This is a genomic window from Leisingera sp. JC1 (assembly GCF_001679925.1).
GTDB lineage: Bacteria > Pseudomonadota > Alphaproteobacteria > Rhodobacterales > Rhodobacteraceae > Leisingera.
Map to the genome: position 1 here is coordinate 12,679 of NZ_LYUZ01000081.1, position 18,424 is coordinate 31,102.

Below are 18,424 nucleotides of genomic sequence, written 5' to 3' on the forward strand. Positions count from 1 at the left end.
CCTGGGAAAGCGATGATCTACCGCCCATCGGACATGAGCGGTTGTCCGGAGCTGTTAGGAAATGTCCGGCTTGCGCGGAACAGTGTGCCTGAGTTTCTGCCGGACTGCCTGTCAATTTCCGGCGATCCGGTGATCAGTGCTTCGTTCAAAATGGCGATCCAGGCGGCGGACCCGGACGGCGCGCATCAGTTCATCCCCTGCATGATGTACAATGCCAAGGGGCAGCGCATTTCGAGCCAGGACTATTTCCACTTTGTCTGCGGCCGCACGGTGTTCCTGCTGGATCAGGACAAACAGTACGGCCAGCTGCGCGGGGACGCGACGCCCTCGTTTCAGAAGGAAATGTTCGACTCGCTGGGGCGGGCGCGGTTCCTGTTTCATCTGCCTGTCTGGAGCCACAAGTCCAGCGGCGGGCTGCCAGTCTTCTTCTCGCAGGAGGCTTTCGGTCACATCCGGGCGGCAAACCTGCGGGGATTTGCGGAATTCACCAAGTATAACGGACGGGAAAAGCAGCCTGACGGAACACCGGCAGAGACGGTTGCCCATATCTGGGTGGACATGGATGGCTGAGGCGCTGCCAGAGGCAGTGTTTGGCATTCCGCCGGCGGGAGATGGGCCGTGCCGGATCGGGGCGGGTCAGCCTTGGCGGTCTTCCTGCGCTTCGCTCCAGCCGCTTTCCCAGGCCTGGTGGTCGGCGTTGTCGAAGGCGTAGGGATTGGCGGTGATCGGCTGGCCGGTCATGCCGGCACGGAACCCCTCGTCGAAATGGGCGCCACGCGGGTCCATGCCGCAAGGCTTGTGCGCGGTGTGGCGAAGGTGTTCGGCAAATTCCGGGTATCGGGCGAGGTCGGTCTGGTCGAGGCCCTCGGGGTGCTGCTCCAGCGCCCGGCGGCCGCGGCGGGTCAGCTGCCAGATGCCTGCCCCCAAAGGTTCCAGAATGCAGGCCGTCTGAAGATCCGCCAGATGGCCAGCAAGCCGGTCGCGCCGCTCTGCCGACGGCAGGCCCGGCGGTTCGTTGGCTTGCTGGAACAGGGCGTCGAGGGCGGATTCGCAGCTCTCCAGCGTGACCGGCCCGGAGCCGGCCTTGTGCATTATCAGCGCAACAAGGCTTGCAGTGCTCAGCAATGGAAAGTCGTTTTGGAACATGGGTTCAGCCGGATTGCCGGGGCACCCAGTCTACGCTTGCATGGCCGTCAGGTAAAGGCCGGCGCCTGGCTGTCAGCCCGGTCCGCCAGCCAGGGTTACCAGCCGGGCAGCGGTTTCACCTGGTCGGCCAGCGGCCAGTAGAAATCCGGCGGCAGGCCGGCATCGGCGCGTTTTTCCTCGTTGAACGGCGGTTTCAGCGCACCGCGGAAATATTTGCGCACCAGCGCGTGGAATTCTTCCTTTGGGTCCAGGTTGTCCCGCCCGCACAGGAAATTGAACCATTTGGAGCCATAGGCGACGTGGCTGACTTCCTCGGCGTAGATCAGTTCCAGCGCCTCCACCGCTTGGGGGAGGTTTGCCTTGCGGAACACCTCGATCATGCCGGGGGTCACATCGAGGCCGCGGGCCTCCAGCACCATCGGAACAACCGCGAGGCGGCCCATCAGGTCGTTTGCCGTGTCCTCGGCGGCGCGCCACATGCCGGCATGCGCAGGCAGGGCGCCGTAATGGCTGCCCAAGGCTTCAAGACAGTCGCACATCAGGTTGAAATGCTTGGATTCCTCATCCGCCGCCTTAACCCAGTCGTCGAAGAAACCCAGCGGCATTGGCACATGGGAAAACCGCGCGATGATGTCCCAGTGCAGGTCGACGGCATTGAGTTCGATATGGGCCACCGCGTGCAACAGGGCGATGCGGCCCGCCTCGGATCCGGGCTTGCGCTTGGGCACGTCGCGGGGGTTCAGGAGTTCAGGGCTGTCCGGACGGGCCGGGTGCATCGGCGGGATTGCGGTGCCGATCGGGATTTTCGGTGCCTCGCCCTTGCGTGCCGCAAACCACGCGGCCGCATGGCGGCGTGACAGCGCGGTCTTGGCACGCCCGTCAGCGGTGGTCAGCACCTCGGCGGCGCGTTCGGCAAGCGAAAGGGGCTGATCGGGCATGCGGGTCTCCTGTTGCGGTGGGACGGCTGGGCCATTGCAGGGCCGGTTCACCTGATTTGGGTGGCAGAGTCCAGAGCCGATACCGGGGCGCTCCCGCGCCTGCGGGAGATCAGCAGGCTGATCGCCCTGGCCGGCTTGGGCCTGGCAGCGCGCGTGCCGCACGCTGCGCGCCGCCCCTGGGGGCGGCGCCGGGCCAAACAGAGAAGCCTGTGCCCGTCAGGGCACGGACAGAGCTGGCGGGAGCGTCCCGCCTAAAGGGCGCGGACCGCTTCCAGAACTTCCTCGGCGTGGCCGTCGACCTTCACCTTGCGCCAGACGCGGGCAATGGTGCCATCGGCTCCGATCAGAAAGGTGGAGCGTTCGATGCCCCAGTGTTTCTTGCCGTACATGCTTTTCTCTTTCCAGACGCCGTAGTCCTCGCAAACGGTGCCCTCCGCATCCGATAGAAGCGGCGTGGTCAGGCTGTGTTTTGCGGTGAAATTCTCATGCTTCTTGAGGCTGTCTTTGGAAATCCCGAAAACGTGAGCGCCGGCATCGGCGAATGCCTGCAAAGCCTCTGAAAAGGCGATGGATTCTTTGGTGCAGCCGGGGGTATTATCGCGGGGATAGAAGAACAGCACCACGGGCGCGCCCTTGAGGCTGGACAAAGTGACCTCTCCGCCGCCGCCGCGGGGCAGGGTAAAGGAAGGGGCGGGATCTGAAACGTCGAGCATTGGCCTGTCTCCTGTCTTTTGCGCAAATCACTGCGCGGCGACCATAACCCATGAGCAGCGAAGGGAAAGCTGAGATCAAACCCGCCGGCGAGAATAACCGCGCCGCCGCCGAGGCGGTGCCGGTGACCGGTCCCGCTCCGGAAACGGATGCGGCTGTTCGGGCTGTGCCGCGGCGGCGCCGCCGCTGGCGGCTGCTGCGCGGGCTGGTCTGGGTGCTGGCGTTGCTGAGTTTTCTGGGCGCTGGCGCAGTCTATTTCGGGGTCGGCACCCGGCTGGATGCACCGGATTGGGTGCGCAGCCGGGTAGAGGCGCGGATTGAGCGGCACCTGAACGGGCTGCAGGTTGAATTCGGCGCCATCAATGTCGTGGTGAACAAGGGCTGGCGGCCGCGGGTGAGCCTGAGGGATGTGGTGCTGCGGCACCCGGACGGCAGCGTCTTTGCCCAGCTGGCCGATGCCCAGGCAAGCCTGGCGATGCGGCCCTTGCTGCAGGGCCGGATCCAGCCCAAGCGGATCGCCCTGAGCGGGCTGTTTGCGGCGCTCAGGCGCAACGAGGACGGCAGCCTGGCGCTGAGCTTTGCCAGCGGTGCGGCACCGTCGCGGCGGGCTGCAAGCCTGGTGGAACTGATCGAGCAATGGGACAGCCAGCTGCAGAAGCCGGTGCTGGCTGCGCTGACCGAGGTTGAGACCAGCGAACTGACGCTGTCCTATACTGACGACCGTCTGGGCCGCGGCTGGACTCTGGACGGCGGCAGGATCGGATTGCAGCGGGAGGGCGGCTCGGTCTCCTTGTCGGCGGCCTTCTCGGTCCTGAGCGGACGCGGCGAGGTGGGCACGGTGGAGGCGAGCTATGCCTCCGAAATCGGCAGCCCCGAGGCGGAGTTCGGGGTGCTGGTCTCCGAGATTGCCAGCGAGGATATCGCGGTGCAGAGCCCGGCGCTTGGCTGGCTGGGGGTGCTGCGGGCGCCGATCTCCGGGTCGTTGCGCGGCGGCGTGGCGGGGGATGGCGTGGTGCAGCCGGTGCAGGCCAGCCTGCGGATCGGCGAAGGGGTGATCCAGCCGGCGGCGCAGACCCGCCCGGTGCCGATCACCGGTGCGCGCAGCTATTTCACCTATGACCCGGCGGCCCAGCGTCTGGCGTTTTCGGAACTGAGCATTGAAAGCGGCTGGGGGTCCGGGGTGATGCAGGGGCAGGCAAGCCTGGCCGGGGTGCAGAATGGCCAGCTGGCCGGGCTGGTCGGGCAACTGCGGTTCTCTGATCTGAAGCTGAACCCGCGCCGCCTGTTTGAAACCCCGGTGGAGTTTCCTGCGGTGGATGCGGATTTCGATCTGCGGCTCAAACCCTTCCGGCTGCGGCTGGGCGAGATGCTGGTGCATGACGGCGGCAGCCGCATTCACTTTGACGGCACAGTCGGCGCAGGCCCGGAGGGCTGGGATTATAACCTGAACGGCAGCGTCGACCAGGTGCAGGTGAAGCGGGTCAAGGAATTGTGGCCCTCGGTGCTGGCGCCCAAGCCGCGGGAGTGGGTGGGCGAGAACCTGCATGCCGGGCTGGTGCGCGATGTGGGCTTTCACATGCGCGGCCGCGGCCGCGGCAAGCCGTTTGTCAGCCTGGATCTGGCCTTTGAGGGCGCCGAGGTGGTGTTTCAGAAATTCATGCCGCCGGTGCGGGGCGGTTCCGGCCAGCTGAGCCTTTACGGCCAGCGGTTTGTGGTAACGGCCTCCGGCGGCACGGTCACTGCGGATCAGGGCGGCGAAGTGGAGGTTGCCGGCACGTCCTTTATTATCCCGGATGTCACTGCCAAGGACGGTACGCCGGGGATTGCCCGGATCAAGGCGCGCGGCTCTGCCACGGCGGCGCTGTCGCTGCTGAACCGGGAGCCGCTCAGGGTCATGGACAAGGCCAGCCTGCCAGTGGACCTGGCGGAGGGGCAGGTGGAGGCCGAGGGCACGCTGGCGCTGCCGCTGCAGAAGAAGATTCCGGTGGAGCAGATCCTGTATCATTACCGCGGCACGGTGCGCGGTGTGCAGTCCGACAAGCTGGTTCCGGGCCATGTTGCGGCCGCGCCTCTGCTGCAGATCGAGGGCGATCAGGGGCAGGTGCGTATCAGCGGTACCGGCAGCCTGTCCGGCGTACTGCTGAGCGCCAGCTGGCGGCAGAAGATCGGCAAGGGCGCCGCGCCGGACAGCCGGGTCGAAGGGACAATCGAACTGTCGCCGGCAGCTGTCGAGGCGTTCAGGATCGGCTTGCCGCGCGGCGCTGTGTCCGGCAAGGCGCAGGGGCGCTACGCGGTAGACCTGAAGCCGGGGGTGCCGCCGCAGCTGACACTGGAGTCGGATCTGCGGGGCGCGGGGCTCCGGATTCCTGAAATCAGCTGGCGCAAGGGGGAAACCGCAGCCGGCAAACTGTCCTTGGCGGCGACCCTGGGTGAGAGCGCCACGGTGGAAAAGCTGGAATTGGAGGCGCCTGGCTTGTCAGCCACGGGCCGCGTCACGACTCACAAGAGCGGCGGGCTGAACCAGGCTGTGTTTACCTCGGCGCGGGCGGGGAACTGGTTCCAGGGCGCGGTGACCTTTACCGGCCGGGGCGCGGCAGCGCCGGCGATTGACGTCACCGGCGGGCGGCTGGACCTCAACCGGTCGCCGTTCTCGGATACGGCAAGCGGTGGCGGCGGCGGCAGCCGCGGAGGTGATGTTCCGGTGACATTGCGTCTGCAGAACCTGCAGGTGACCGACAGCATCGGGCTGCAGAATTTCCAGGGCCGGTTTTCGACCCGCGGCGGCATGAACGGGGAGTTCACCGCACGTTTGAACGGTCAGACGCCGGTGGCCGGAACGGTGGTGCCGCAGAACGGCGGCACCGCCTCGCGCATCCGCTCCAATGATGCGGGCGGGGTGTTCCGCTCTGCCGGGGTGTTCGGGCATGGCCGCGGCGGCAGTTTTGACATGACGCTGGTGCCGGCCGCAGGTGCGCCGGGCGAATATGACGGCAGGATCACGGTCCGCAACATCCGGGTTAAGAATGCGCCCTCAATGGCTGCGATCCTGAATGCAATCAGCCTAGTGGGTCTGTTGGACGAGATGACCGGCCAGGGCATCCTGTTCACCAGCATGGAGGGGCGGTTCCGGCTGGGGGCTTCGCATCTGATCCTGCACCAGAGCAGCGCGGTCGGCCCGTCGATGGGGCTGTCGGTGGATGGCAATTATGATCTGGCCAGCAGCCGGCTGAACATGCGCGGGGTGATCTCGCCTGTTTACCTGCTGAATGCCATCGGCCGGGTGTTGTCGCCGCGGGACGGCGAGGGGCTGTTCGGCTTCACCTTCACTCTGCGCGGCACCGCGGACGACCCGTCGGTCACCGTGAACCCGCTGGCCGGGCTGGCGCCGGGGTTCCTGCGTGAGATCTTCCGCGGCCCGGCGCCGACTGTGCCGGGCGACAACAGGGCGTTCACTGCCGATGGCGAGGTGCTGGAAGAGGGTCAGGAGCAGGTCCGTGAACCGCGGGGATCCGATAAGTGAACCTTGCAGCGCGCGAAAATCGCCATAGATTTCTTTCGCTGCACAGCCTATAGCGCGCGCCATGAAACTCAGCGATTTCGACTTCGACCTGCCCGACGACCTGATTGCCACCCGGCCTGCCAACCCGCGCAGTTCGGCCCGCCTGCTGGTGGCCGAGGGAGGCAGCCTGCATGACGGGCGAGTCACCGATCTGGTCCATTGGCTGCAGCCCGGCGACCGGCTGGTGCTGAATGATACCAAGGTTATCCCGGCCCGCCTGAGCGGGCTTCGCCACCGCGACAGCGCGCAAGGCCCGGTGGCGGCCAAGATCGAGGCGACCCTGCTGGAGCCGCGCGCCGATGGCACATGGGCGGCGCTGCTGAAGCCTTTGAAGAAGATCAAGGCGGGCGAGGAGATCGTCTTCTCGGAAAACCTGAGCGCGAGGCTGGAAGCCGTCGAAGGCGGCCAGGGGCAGCTGCGCTTCAATCTGAGCGGCACAGACTTTGACGCCGCACTGGCAGAAGCCGGCGCGATGCCGCTGCCGCCCTATATCGCCGCCAAGCGCGCGGCGGATGAACAGGACAAGACGGATTATCAGACCGTCTGGGCCAGGAATTCGGGTGCGGTGGCGGCGCCGACGGCCTCGCTTCATTTCGACGCCCCGCTGCTGGAGGCATTGAAAGACAGGGGCGTGGAGATTTCCTATGTCACCCTGCATGTGGGGGCGGGCACTTTCCTGCCGGTAAAGGTGGAGGATGTGACCACCCACCGGATGCACGCGGAATGGGGCAAGGTAAGCGAAGAGGCCGCGGCTGAAATCGCGGCCACCAAGGCCGCAGGCGGGCGCGTGATTCCGGTCGGCACCACAGCGCTGCGCCTGATTGAAAGCGCAGCAAAGGACGGCCGGATCCACGCCTGGGAAGGCGACACAGACATCTTTATCTACCCCGGTTTTGAATTCCAGGTGGCGGATGCGCTGATGACCAATTTCCACCTGCCGAAATCGACGCTCCTTATGCTGGTCTCTGCCTTGATGGGGCAGGAGGAGATCCGCAAGATCTATAACCACGCGGTCGAAAGCCGCTACCGGTTCTTCTCTTATGGCGATGCGTCGCTTTTGATCCCGGCAAAGGCGAATACATCTCAGAAATGCGGCACGGAATCGTAGATAAGCGCCGCAACTATGGAACCCTGAAGGCGCGCAAAGGGTTCATCAAACTGAAATCGGAATCGGCGATACCGGCCCGGCGGGCTTGATCGCCCGGACATAACAATCAAAACTGATAGCAGCCCGTCCCATTGTGGAGGGCTGCTTTGCTTTCGAAGGAGGCATGAAAATGCTGCAGGTGCTGTCGAGCGCATGGGCGCTGCTGCTGGGGGTTTGCTTGCTGATGGTGGGCAACGGCCTGCAGGGCACCATGCTGGGTGTGCGCGGCGAGCTTGAGGGTTTTTCGACCTTCCAGATGTCGATCGTGATGGCGGCCTATTTCGTGGGCTTCCTGGGCGGCTCGCGGCTGGCGCCGGAGATGATCCGCCGCGTCGGCCATGTTCGTGTCTTCGCGGCGCTGGCCTCTTTCATCTCCGCGGTCATGATCCTCTATCCGCTGCTGCCCAACACCATTGCGTGGGCGCTGGGGCGGATGATCATCGGCTTCTGCTTCTCGGGCGTGTATGTGACCGCGGAAAGCTGGCTGAACAACGCCGCCGACAACACCAACCGCGGCAAAGCGCTGTCGCTTTACATGATCGTGCAGACCATCGGCATCATTGCCGCGCAGATGATGATCCAGATCGGCGACCCGGCCGGGTATGAGGCGTTCATCATCGCGTCGATCCTGGTTTCGGTCTCCTTCGGGCCGATCCTCTTGTCGATCTCTCCGACGCCGGCCTTTGACACCACCAAGCCGATGACCCTGCGCCAGCTGTTTGAAACCTCGCCGCTGGGCTGTGTCGGCATGTTCCTTCTGGGCGGCGTGTTCTCCGCCCAGTTCGGCATGAGCGCGGTTTACGGCTCTGCCGCCGGGCTGACGCTGTGGCAGTTGTCGGTCTTTGTCTCCACCTTCTATGTGGGGGCGATGCTGCTGCAGTACCCGCTGGGCTGGCTGTCGGACCGCATGGACCGCCGTTTCCTGATCCTGGGGGCCGCCCTGGCTGGCGGCACCGGCGCGGTGCTGGGCTTCCTGTTCGGTATGGAGTTCAAGATGCTGCTGGTGGCGGCTTTCTTCATCGGCGGGCTGTCGAACCCGCTCTATTCGCTGCTGATCGCCTATACCAACGACTATCTGGAGCATGATGACATGGCGGCGGCTTCCGGCGGGCTGATCTTCATCAACGGGCTGGGCGCCATTGCCGGGCCGCTGATCACCGGCTGGCTGATGGAGGATGCGGTGTTCGGGCCTGCGGGGTTCTTCACCTTCATCGGCGCGCTGATGTTTGCGATGGCCGCTTATGCCGCCTATCGCGCGACGCAGCGTGCAGCGGTGCCTGTCGATGAAACCGGCAGTTATGCCGCGATGTCGCCGACGGCAACACCGGTGGCTGTGGAGTTTGCCCAGGAATACGCCATCGAAAGCGAACTGGAGGAGCAGGAAACTGCCCAAGAAACAGTCTGATTGCGCTAACCGGCCGGAATTGTGAGGATTATTTCACACAATGGGGTTGTCTGACGCAATTTGTGACCCAAGGTTACTTGTAAAGGTAATGTAAAATGGCCTGAAGTTAGGGTCAGGAAAAACTTGGAGTTACGACCGATGGCTGGTCCCGAAGAGATACTTGCATTCTGGCTCGACAAAGTCGGGGAGAAGGGATGGTATCTGCAGGATGACGCGCTGGATCAGGAGATCCGCGACACGTTCCAATCCACCTGGGAGGCGGCCTGCGAAGGCCGGTTCTCCTTCTGGCTTACCTACCCGAGCGGCACGCTGGCTTATATCATCCTGATGGACCAGTTCCCGCGAAACATGTTCCGCGGCGAAGGCCGGGCCTTTGCCTCGGACCGGGCGGCCCTGTCGGCGGCAAAGATCGCGATCAACAAGAACTGGGACCTGAAAATCGACGAACCGGCGCGGCAGTTCTTCTACCTGCCGATGATGCATTCCGAAAACCTGTGCGATCAGGAACGCTGCATCCGGCTTATGATGGAGCGGATGCCGCAGACCGGCACCAGCAACCTGCTGCACGCCCGCGCCCACCGCGAAGTGATCCGCCAGTTCGGCCGCTTCCCCTACCGCAACGAGGCCCTGCACCGGGCCAGCACCAGCCCGGAACTGGCCTATGTGCAGGCCGGCGGCTATGGCGAGACCGTGCGGCAGATGCAAGCGGCCGGCTGACGCCGGTTCTGCTGGAAGGTTTATACGCCGCGCCCTGAGGAGGGGCGCGGCGTTTTCTTTGACCGTCCCTTGCCTGCGACGCGGCGCTGCGGCAGGAAGGTGCTCCCGCATTTCAGAAAATTCTTTGAAAGAGTGAGCATGACTGAATCCTCCTTTCCCATGACCGGCAGCTGCCGCTGCGGCGCCACCGGAATAGAAGTGTCCGCACCGCCGGCACTGACAGCTGCCTGCCACTGCCGCGGCTGTCAGAAGATGAGTTCCAGCGCCTTTTCCCTGACCGCGATGTTCCCGGCTGAGGCGTTCCGGGTTGTCCAGGGCGATCCAGTCATTGGCGGTGCCAAGGATGCCGAACTGGCCCACTATTGCTGCCCTGAGTGCCAGACCTGGATGTTCACCCGCATCACCGGCGTGGAGGGGTTTGTGAACGTGCGCCCGACGATGTTCGAGGACTGCAGCTGGTTCCGCCCGTTCATTGAGACCTGGACAGCGGCCAAGCATCCGTTTGTGCAGGTCACCGCAGAACACAGCTTTGAGCATTTCCCCACGATGGAGGAGTTCGGCGGGCTGCTGGCGGCCTGCGCCGGAAAAGGCTGAGCGGGGTCAGCTTTGGCCTGAACCGCAGGCGCTGCCGTCCTGCAGCAGAGGCGCGGCCCGGATGATACGGCCGGCCAGTTCAGCAGCGCCTGTGCGGGCTGCCTCCGCCGCGGCCTGCCGGGGCAGGGCGCGCATATCTGCGAGGCTGGCCTGCACTTGTGCGAGGCGCGCCTCCAGCCGGGTGAGGCTTGCGGCAGCGGCGGTGCCGTCCTGCACCGTGCTGTGCAGAGCGGCGGCCTCCTCTTGCAGTCCTGAGACGGCCGTGCGCAGCGGGGACACCTGGTCTGCAATTGCGGCCGCATTGGCGGTAACGCCTTCCGCTGCGGCCATCAGTTTCCATCCCAGGAACAGGCACAGGGCCAGCAGGATCAGGGTGGCGTTCAAGAGCGCCTTGGCGAGTTCGAAAAGGGTTTTTGTCATATGCATGCGGTCCAGGGTTGTGGATTGCAGAAAGCTTCCGGCCTATGCTGGCCCGGAGCTGCCCGTTCTGCCAAGCGGAAACCTGCCGGAAAATGCATGGCCGCTATGCCGCAGCAGTGGGTGATTGCAGTGTAGCGAAAACTAGTTTAACGGTAAACTAGTTTTGGAACCTGTTCGAGGGCGAGGGAGCAACATGGCCGCACAATCTTATGACGTGATCGTAATCGGCGCCGGGCCGGGGGGCTATGTCGCCGCCATCCGTGCCGCACAGCTGGGCCTGAAGACCTGCGTGGTCGAGCGTGAGCATCTGGGCGGCATCTGCCTGAACTGGGGCTGCATTCCGACCAAGGCATTGCTGCGCTCATCCGAAGTGTTCCACCTGATGGAGCGCGCCAAGGACTTCGGCCTGAAGGCGGAAAACGTCGGCTATGACCTGGACGCGGTGGTGAAACGCTCGCGCGGGGTGGCGAAACAGCTGTCCTCCGGCATCGGCCACCTGATGAAGAAGAACAAGATCGACGTGGTGATGGGCGAGGCCTCCATTCCGGCCAAGGGCAAGGTGTCGGTCAAGACCGACAAAGGCACCCAGGATCTGACTGCCAAGAACATCGTGCTGGCCACCGGCGCCCGCGCCCGCGAGCTGCCGGGGCTTGAGGCGGACGGCGATCTGGTCTGGACCTACAAGCACGCCCTGCAGCCGGTGCGGATGCCAAAGAAGCTGCTGGTCATCGGCTCCGGCGCCATCGGCATCGAATTTGCCAGCTTCTACAACACCCTTGGCGCCGACACGACTGTTGTCGAAGTCATGGACCGGGTTCTGCCGGTGGAAGACGCGGAAATCTCTGCCTTTGCCAAGAAAGCCTTTGTCAAACAGGGCATGAAGATCATGGAGAAAGCCATGGTCAAGCAACTGGACCGCGGCAAGGGCAAGGTGACGGCCCATATCGAAGTTGGCGGCAAGGTCGAGAAACAGGAATTCGACACCGTGATTTCCGCCGTGGGCATCGTCGGCAATGTCGAGGGGCTGGGGCTGGAAGAGCTGGGCGTAAAGGTCGACCGCACTCATGTGATTACGGACGAATTCTGCCGCACCGGCGTGGATGGGCTCTATGCTATCGGCGACATCGCCGGCGCGCCCTGGCTGGCGCATAAGGCGTCCCACGAAGGCGTCATGGTGGCGGAACTGATCGCAGGCAAGCACGCGCATCCGGTGAAGCCTGAAAGCATTGCAGGCTGCACCTACTGCCAGCCGCAGGTCGCCTCCGTAGGCTATACCGAGGCCAAGGCCAAGGAACTGGGGTACGACATCAAAGTCGGCCGCTTCCCCTTTATCGGCAATGGCAAGGCGATTGCGCTGGGGGAGGCCGAGGGCATGGTGAAAACCATCTTTGACGCCAAGACCGGCGAGCTGCTGGGCGCCCACATGGTCGGCGCCGAGGTGACCGAGATGATCCAGGGCTATGTGGTGGGCCGCCAACTGGAGACCACCGAGGAAGACCTGATGAACACCGTCTTCCCGCACCCGACGTTGAGCGAGATGATGCATGAGAGCGTGCTGGATGCCTACGGCCGGGTAATCCATATGTAAGCTGCCGAAGGCAGTGGACGTTCTGAAAGGCGGTCTGTAACAGGCCGCCTTTTCTTCGTGGAGCCGCGCTGGGGGGTGTCGCGCTGCGTCGGTTTGTCTGTGCGCTCTGGCCTCCCGGAGCGGACCGGGGTAACCAGAGGCAAATCAAGAACAAAAGGCACCGGACATGAGAACAACCGGGAAAACCCGCTGGGGCGCTATTCTTGCGGTCTGGGCCGCTGGGCTGGGCGCGGCGGCGCAATACGGCAAGGTTTCGGTGGTCTTTGACCAGCTTGGCGAGCTGTATCCGGAGGCTGGCGCGGGTTTGAGTCTGAGCGTGTCCATGACCGGTGTGCTGGGCATTCTGATGGGCGCGGTGGCCGGGCTGTTTGTCTCTGCCTTCGGCTACCGGCGAACGCTCGTTTGGGCGCTGTGGACCGGTGCTGCAATGTCGGCGCTGCAGGTGCTGCATCTGCCCTATGGTCTGTTTCTGTTGACCCGCGTGGTCGAAGGGTTGTCGCATCTGGGCATCGTGGTGGCCGGTCCGACGCTAATGGCGCTGCTGGCTGATGACCGCCAGCGGGGTACGGCGCTGACGGTGTGGAGCACGTTCTTTGGCGTTGCCTTTGCACTGCTTAACTGGCTGGGGCTGCCGCTGGTGGCGTCCCATGGGCTGCTGGCGCTGTTTGCCGCCCATGCGGTGCTGATGGCGGTGCTGGCGGTGCTGCTGCATTGGGCCATGCGCGATTTGCCGGTGCCGCCGCGCCAGCCGATGCCGCAGCTGGCGATGCTGCCAGCGCTGCATCTGAAGATCTACCGCTCGCCGTTCAAGCTGGCGCCGGCCGCGGGCTGGCTGTTCTACACCACCTGTTTCGTGGCGCTGCTGACGGTGCTGCCGCCGCATCTGCCGGAGGGGCAGCGGGCCTTTGTGATGGGGGCGTTTCCTCTGATCTCCATCGCCTCGTCGATGGTGATCGGCGTGGCGCTGCTGCGGGCGATACCGGCGGTGCAGCTGATTCAGCTGGGTTTTGGCCTCTGTGCGGCGGGCGGGCTGTGGCTGTGGGCCATGCCGGGGGACTGGCTGGCGTGCTTCGCACTGGCCGCGGCCTTTGGCCTGGTGCAGAGCGGCAGCTTTGCCTGTGTTCCGCAGCTTAACACAACGGCAGCGGATCAGGCCGAGTCGAACGGCGCCATGTCGCAGGCGGGCAATGCCGGCAATGTGATCGGCACGCCGCTGCTGCTGGCCTCGCTGGGGATGGCGGGATACGGCGGCATGATGCTGGTGGTCTGCGCGCTGTTCCTGATGGGCATCCTGGTGCATCAGCTGCTGGCCGCGCGGCGGCGCGCCTGGGCTTAGACGTGCCGGATTCCGGGCCGGAAAACATGTGGTTTCGGCCTGCTGCCAGCTGCTGTCAGCAAGTTTCAACCTGTTCGCTCTATGTTCTCTTTTAGGGCTTGGCGTTTTCCACCGCATTCCCTATCTGTAGGGCGGGCGTCCGCCAGGGGTTCGGCGGCGCGGGTACGGGGGCATTATGGCTGAGCTGAAATCCATCGAAGTGCGCGGCGCGCGCGAGCACAATCTGAAAAGCATCGACGTGGATATCCCGCGCGATGAGCTGGTGGTGATCACCGGTCTTTCGGGCTCCGGCAAGTCCAGCCTCGCGTTCGATACCATCTATGCCGAGGGCCAGCGCCGGTATGTGGAAAGTCTGTCTGCTTATGCGCGCCAGTTCCTCGACATGATGGAAAAGCCGGATGTGGACCACATCAGCGGTCTGTCCCCGGCGATCTCCATCGAGCAGAAGACAACGTCGAAGAACCCGCGCTCCACCGTCGGCACGGTGACGGAGATCTATGACTATCTGCGCCTTTTGTTTGCCCGCGCGGGCACGCCCTACAGCCCGGCCACGGGCAAGCCGATCGAGGCGCAGCAGGTGCAGGACATGGTCGACCGGATCATGGAGATGGAGGAGGGCACCCGCGGCTACCTCCTGGCGCCGATCGTCCGCGACCGCAAGGGCGAGTACAAGAAGGAATTCCTGGAGCTGCGCAAGCAGGGCTTCCAGCGGGTGAAGGTGGACGGAGAGTTTTACGAACTCGACGAACCGCCGGTGCTGGACAAGAAGTTCCGCCATGACATTGACGTGGTGGTCGACCGTCTGGTGGTGCGCGAGGGGATGGAGACGCGGCTGGCTGACAGCTTGCGCACCGCGCTGGACCTCGCTGACGGCATTGCCATTCTGGAAACCGCGCCAAAGGAAGGTGATCCTGAGCGGATCACCTTCAGCGAAAATTTCGCCTGCCCGGTCAGCGGCTTCACCATCCCGGAGATCGAGCCGCGGCTGTTCTCCTTCAACGCGCCCTTCGGGGCCTGCCCGGAGTGCGACGGGCTGGGGGTGGAGCTTTTCTTTGACGAGCGGCTGGTGGTGCCGGATCAGTCCCTGAAGGTTTATGACGGTGCGCTAGCGCCCTGGCGCAAGGGCAAGTCGCCCTATTTCCTGCAGACCATTGAAGCCATCGCGCGGCATTACGATTTCGATAAAAACACTGTCTGGAAGGACCTGCCCGAGCATGTGCAGCAGGTGTTTCTGTACGGGTCCGGCGACGAAGAAATCATGTTCCGCTATGATGAGGGCGGGCGGGTCTATCAGGTAGAGCGCACCTTTGAGGGTGTCATACCAAACATGGAGCGGCGCTACCGCGAGACCGATTCCAACTGGATCCGCGAGGAATTCGAGCGCTACCAGAACAACCGGCCCTGCCACCATTGCGGCGGCTACCGGCTGCGCGAAGAGGCGCTGGCGGTGAAGATTGCCGGCATTCATGCGGGGCAGGKGGTGCAGAAATCGATCCGCGAGGCGCTGGCCTGGATCGAGGATGTGCCGAACCACCTGAGCCAGCAGAAGCAAGAAATCGCCCGCGCCATCGTCAAGGAAATCCGCGAGCGGCTGGGCTTCCTGAACAATGTTGGTCTTGAATACCTGTCGCTGAGCCGCAATTCCGGAACTCTTTCGGGCGGCGAGAGCCAGAGGATCCGTCTGGCGTCGCAGATCGGCTCCGGCCTGACCGGGGTTTTGTATGTGCTGGACGAGCCGTCGATCGGGCTGCACCAGCGCGACAATGACCGGCTGATCGGCACCCTTAAGAACCTGCGCGACCAGGGCAACACCGTGATCGTGGTTGAGCATGACGAGGACATGATCCGGCAGGCGGATTACGTCTTTGACATCGGCCCCGGCGCCGGGGTGCATGGCGGCGAGGTGGTGAGCCACGGCACGCCGCAGATGATTGCCTCTGACACCAATTCGATCACCGGCCAGTATCTGGCGGGCACGCGGGAAATCGCGGTGCCCGCGAAGCGGCGCAAGGGCAACAAGAAGAAGATCAAGGTGGTCAAGGCCACCGGCAACAACCTGAAAGAGGTGACGGCGGAGTTCCCGCTGGGCAAGTTCGTATGCGTGACCGGCGTGTCCGGCGGCGGCAAGTCGACGCTGACCATCGAGACGCTGTTCAAGACCGCCTCGATGCGGCTCAATGGCGCGCGCCAGACGCCTGCGCCCTGCGAGAGCATCAAGGGGCTGGAGCATCTGGACAAGGTGATCGACATCGACCAGCGCCCGATCGGACGGACTCCGCGGTCGAACCCGGCGACCTATACCGGCGCCTTCACCCCGATCCGCGATTGGTTTGCCGGTCTGCCGGAGGCCAAGGCGCGCGGCTACAAGCCCGGGCGGTTCTCCTTCAACGTCAAGGGCGGGCGTTGCGAGGCATGCCAGGGCGATGGTGTGATCAAGATCGAGATGCATTTCCTGCCCGACGTCTATGTCACCTGCGAAACCTGCAAGGGCGCGCGCTACAATCGCGAGACGCTGGAGATCAAGTTCAAGGGCAAGAGCATTGCCGATGTGCTAGATATGACGGTGGAGGACGCGCAGGAGTTTTTCCAGGCGGTGCCGGCGATCCGCGACAAGATGGACGCGCTGATGCGGGTGGGCCTTGGCTATATCAAGGTGGGCCAGCAGGCGACGACGCTGTCAGGCGGCGAGGCGCAGCGAGTGAAACTGTCCAAGGAGCTGTCCAAACGCTCCACCGGGCGGACGCTGTATATCCTGGACGAACCGACCACCGGGCTGCATTTCGAGGATGTGAAAAAGCTGCTGGAAGTGCTGCATGAGCTGGTGGAGCAGGGCAATTCGGTGGTGGTGATCGAGCACAATCTGGATGTGGTCAAGACTGCCGACTGGATCATCGACATCGGCCCCGAAGGCGGCGACGGCGGCGGCGAGATCGTGGCGGCTGGCACGCCGGAGGCAGTGGCCGAGGAGCCACGCAGCCACACCGGGCGCTATCTGAAGGACATTCTGGCGGCCCGGAAGGTGGCGGCGGAGTGAAGAAGAGGGGCGCTGCCCCTCTTGGCCTATGGCCAATTCACCCCGGAGTATTTCTGCAAAGGTGAACAGGGGGAGGGGGCGATTGCGCCCCCTTTCTCATGCGGTTTGCGCGGCGGCAGGGCGGGCCAGCATCAGAGGCGCAAGGAACAGAGCCAGGAAAGGCGTGTTCATCACCACGTTGAACCAGGCGCCGGCGGCAAGGGAGCCGAGGCTGTCAGGGATGTACCAGGCCAGCAGCGCCGGGATCAGCAGGCGGCGGCCAAGCGCCGGGTTGCTGCTGTAGACATGCTCTGTCACCAGGTAGATCAGCACACAGAAGCCGCACATCAGCCCGCCGCTGATCGCGGTCATCAGCGAGGCCGCGCCAGGGGTGAGGGCCTGGCCGCCATCCACGGGCAGGAAGGCCAGGTCGATGAACAGGCCAAGCGCCGCGCCCAGCGGGGAGGCCAGCGCCAGCACCATGGCGAGGCCGAAGGCGGCCGAGAGGATCGAGACGGTCTTGAGCATGCGGATTGCTGCGGTGTGGGTCATTTTAAGCTCCTGTGAAAGGTCCCGCTCAGACTGCAAAAGCGCGGGGAAGCAAGACAATTTCCTTGGAGGTAAGTGTTATCAGGTTCAGGTCCGGTTATGGTTCTGAAAACGGAGGCAGGCGATGGCGGAAGGCTTTGGTGCGGTTTTGAAGAAATGGCGCGGGCTGCGGCGGATGAGCCAGATGCAGCTGGCGCTGGAGGCAGGGGTTTCGGCCCGGCACCTGTCGTTCCTGGAGAGCGGGCGGTCGCGCCCCAGCCGCGGGATGGTGCTGCGGCTGAGCGAGGAACTGCAGCTGCCGGGCGGCGCACAGAACCAGATGCTGACCGCTGCCGGGCTGGCGCCGGCCTATGCGAGCCGGGATCTGGAGGATGCGGAGCTGGCGCCGCTGAGACAGGCCGCGGAACAGATGCTGGAAGCGCATGCGCCCTTTCCGGCGATGATGATCGACCGCCACTGGACCCTGCTGGATCTGAACCGCCCCATGCAAATCATGCTGGGCAATGCCGGGATAGCCAAGGGCAGCAGCCTGATCGAAGCGCTGCTGGATAATGCGGCGCTGCGGGCGGCGCTGGACAACCTGGAGGAGGTGGAGCGGCACAGCCTGGCACGTCTGCGAACGGAACTGGCGCATTTCGGTGCTGACCCGGTTCTGGAGCGCGCGGTGGCGCGGCTGCAGGAAAATGCTGCGGGGCACGCGGAATCGCAGGAGGGGGTACTGCCGGCAGTAATCCCGGCACGCTACCGGATGGGCGGGCAGGTGCTGGCGTTTTTCTCAACCATTACCCAGTTCGGCGGCACTGGCGACCTTGCAATGTCGGAGCTGCGGATCGAGATGCTGTTTCCTGCCGATGAGGCGACACGTCAAATGATGGCGGCGATGGCCGGGTCGTGACCGGGCAGTCCGGCATTTACTGAGCGAGATTGTCTGCAGAACCGATCAGGCGCAGAACCTTCTGGGTTTCCCGGTTCACCTGATAAACATAACCGCCGGCCTGAACATAGGTGGCATAGGGGTCCGGCGCCCATTGGCCCGGCTCACCGATCCAAGTGTAGTCATCCAGGATGTGGTCGCCGCGGCGGTAGAACTTTTTGGTTACCGGCCCGGGCGTGCAGTGCGAGGCTTTCATTGCCAGCCCCTGCGGGCATTCCAATGCGTCCTTGTCCGGGCCGACATTGCCCGCGGCCAGCGGAATCGCCAGCGCGCTGGCAGCGGCAAGAACAGATATTGGAACAAGGCGGCGTAACATTTACAGCGGGTCCTCTTTGCGCTGTCCTTCACATAAAGGGTCCGGCGGCAA

The 18,424-nt window shown here is 64.2% G+C and carries 16 protein-coding genes; 10 read left to right on the plus strand and 6 right to left on the minus strand.

All coding sequences use genetic code 11. From position 1 onward, the window contains the following. The first annotated feature begins 84 nt into the window (after window positions 1-84). On the plus strand, window positions 85-570 hold the full coding sequence (locus A9D60_RS08130; protein WP_141117878.1) for an imm11 family protein: 486 nt from the start codon (window positions 85-87) through the stop codon (window positions 568-570). A 66-nt stretch (window positions 571-636) separates the two neighbouring features. Here A9D60_RS08130 and A9D60_RS08135 read toward each other — a convergent pair whose 3' ends face one another. The 3 genes from A9D60_RS08135 to A9D60_RS08145 form a co-directional block, all read right to left on the minus strand. After that, on the minus strand, window positions 637-1,146 hold the full coding sequence (locus A9D60_RS08135) for a ribosome modulation factor (RefSeq protein ID WP_065267116.1): 510 nt from the start codon (window positions 1,144-1,146) through the stop codon (window positions 637-639). A gap of 95 nt (window positions 1,147-1,241) precedes the next feature. Then, a complete protein-coding gene (locus A9D60_RS08140) occupies window positions 1,242-2,084 on the minus strand; it encodes a ferritin-like domain-containing protein (RefSeq protein ID WP_065267117.1) in 843 nt (280 codons plus the stop codon). Window positions 2,085-2,335: 251 nt separating this feature from the next. After that, the gene (locus tag A9D60_RS08145) at window positions 2,336-2,797 is read right to left on the minus strand and encodes a peroxiredoxin (protein ID WP_065267118.1); all 462 of its coding nucleotides are present in this window, start codon (window positions 2,795-2,797) and stop codon (window positions 2,336-2,338) included. Window positions 2,798-2,847: 50 nt separating this feature from the next. Here A9D60_RS08145 and A9D60_RS08150 point away from each other — a divergent pair, with 50 nt between their 5' ends. From A9D60_RS08150 to A9D60_RS08170, 5 genes are all read left to right on the plus strand, one after another. Further along, window positions 2,848-6,315 (plus strand): YhdP family protein, encoded by a 3,468-nt coding sequence (locus tag A9D60_RS08150; RefSeq protein WP_065267119.1) that lies wholly within the window; start codon window positions 2,848-2,850, stop codon window positions 6,313-6,315. A 61-nt stretch (window positions 6,316-6,376) separates the two neighbouring features. After that, a complete protein-coding gene (queA, locus tag A9D60_RS08155) occupies window positions 6,377-7,462 on the plus strand; it encodes a tRNA preQ1(34) S-adenosylmethionine ribosyltransferase-isomerase QueA (protein WP_065267120.1) in 1,086 nt (361 codons plus the stop codon). A gap of 169 nt (window positions 7,463-7,631) precedes the next feature. Next, window positions 7,632-8,906, plus strand: coding sequence for an MFS transporter (locus tag A9D60_RS08160; protein ID WP_065267354.1), 1,275 nt, complete (start codon window positions 7,632-7,634; stop codon window positions 8,904-8,906). Between the two features lie 138 nt (window positions 8,907-9,044). Next, window positions 9,045-9,623 carry a DUF924 family protein gene (locus A9D60_RS08165; RefSeq protein ID WP_039182771.1) on the plus strand — a complete coding sequence of 193 codons (579 nt, stop codon included), beginning with the start codon at window positions 9,045-9,047 and terminating at the stop codon, window positions 9,621-9,623. A 159-nt stretch (window positions 9,624-9,782) separates the two neighbouring features. Then, window positions 9,783-10,217: a GFA family protein gene (locus A9D60_RS08170; RefSeq protein ID WP_254656649.1), complete on the plus strand. Its 435-nt coding sequence runs from the start codon at window positions 9,783-9,785 to the stop codon at window positions 10,215-10,217. A gap of 6 nt (window positions 10,218-10,223) precedes the next feature. On the opposite strand, the gene A9D60_RS08175 is transcribed toward A9D60_RS08170, so the two are convergent. Then, window positions 10,224-10,637: a hypothetical protein gene (locus A9D60_RS08175; protein ID WP_175392924.1), complete on the minus strand. Its 414-nt coding sequence runs from the start codon at window positions 10,635-10,637 to the stop codon at window positions 10,224-10,226. 193 nt (window positions 10,638-10,830) lie between these two features. Between A9D60_RS08175 and lpdA the strand changes: the two genes are divergently transcribed. The 3 genes from lpdA (at window position 10,831) to uvrA (ending at window position 16,595) form a co-directional block, all read left to right on the plus strand. Then, entirely contained in the window at window positions 10,831-12,225 is a 1,395-nt protein-coding gene (gene lpdA / locus A9D60_RS08180) for a dihydrolipoyl dehydrogenase (RefSeq protein ID WP_065267123.1), read from the plus strand. Window positions 12,226-12,391: 166 nt separating this feature from the next. Next, window positions 12,392-13,561 carry an MFS transporter gene (locus tag A9D60_RS08185; protein ID WP_065267124.1) on the plus strand — a complete coding sequence of 390 codons (1,170 nt, stop codon included), beginning with the start codon at window positions 12,392-12,394 and terminating at the stop codon, window positions 13,559-13,561. 175 nt (window positions 13,562-13,736) lie between these two features. Continuing rightward, a complete protein-coding gene (gene uvrA / locus A9D60_RS08190; protein ID WP_065267125.1) occupies window positions 13,737-16,595 on the plus strand; it encodes an excinuclease ABC subunit UvrA in 2,859 nt (952 codons plus the stop codon). Window positions 16,596-16,691: 96 nt separating this feature from the next. On the opposite strand, the gene A9D60_RS08195 is transcribed toward uvrA, so the two are convergent. Next, complete coding sequence (locus tag A9D60_RS08195) at window positions 16,692-17,126, minus strand: excinuclease ABC subunit A (RefSeq protein ID WP_065267126.1); 435 nt, start codon at window positions 17,124-17,126, stop codon at window positions 16,692-16,694. Window positions 17,127-17,247: 121 nt separating this feature from the next. Here A9D60_RS08195 and A9D60_RS08200 point away from each other — a divergent pair, with 121 nt between their 5' ends. Then, window positions 17,248-18,018, plus strand: a complete 771-nt coding sequence (locus tag A9D60_RS08200) for a helix-turn-helix domain-containing protein (protein ID WP_065267127.1) — start codon at window positions 17,248-17,250, stop codon at window positions 18,016-18,018. A gap of 16 nt (window positions 18,019-18,034) precedes the next feature. Here the strand turns inward: A9D60_RS08200 and A9D60_RS08205 are convergent, their stop codons facing one another. Continuing rightward, window positions 18,035-18,373: a hypothetical protein gene (locus A9D60_RS08205; RefSeq protein WP_254656650.1), complete on the minus strand. Its 339-nt coding sequence runs from the start codon at window positions 18,371-18,373 to the stop codon at window positions 18,035-18,037. Between the last annotated feature and the right edge of the window lie 51 nt (window positions 18,374-18,424).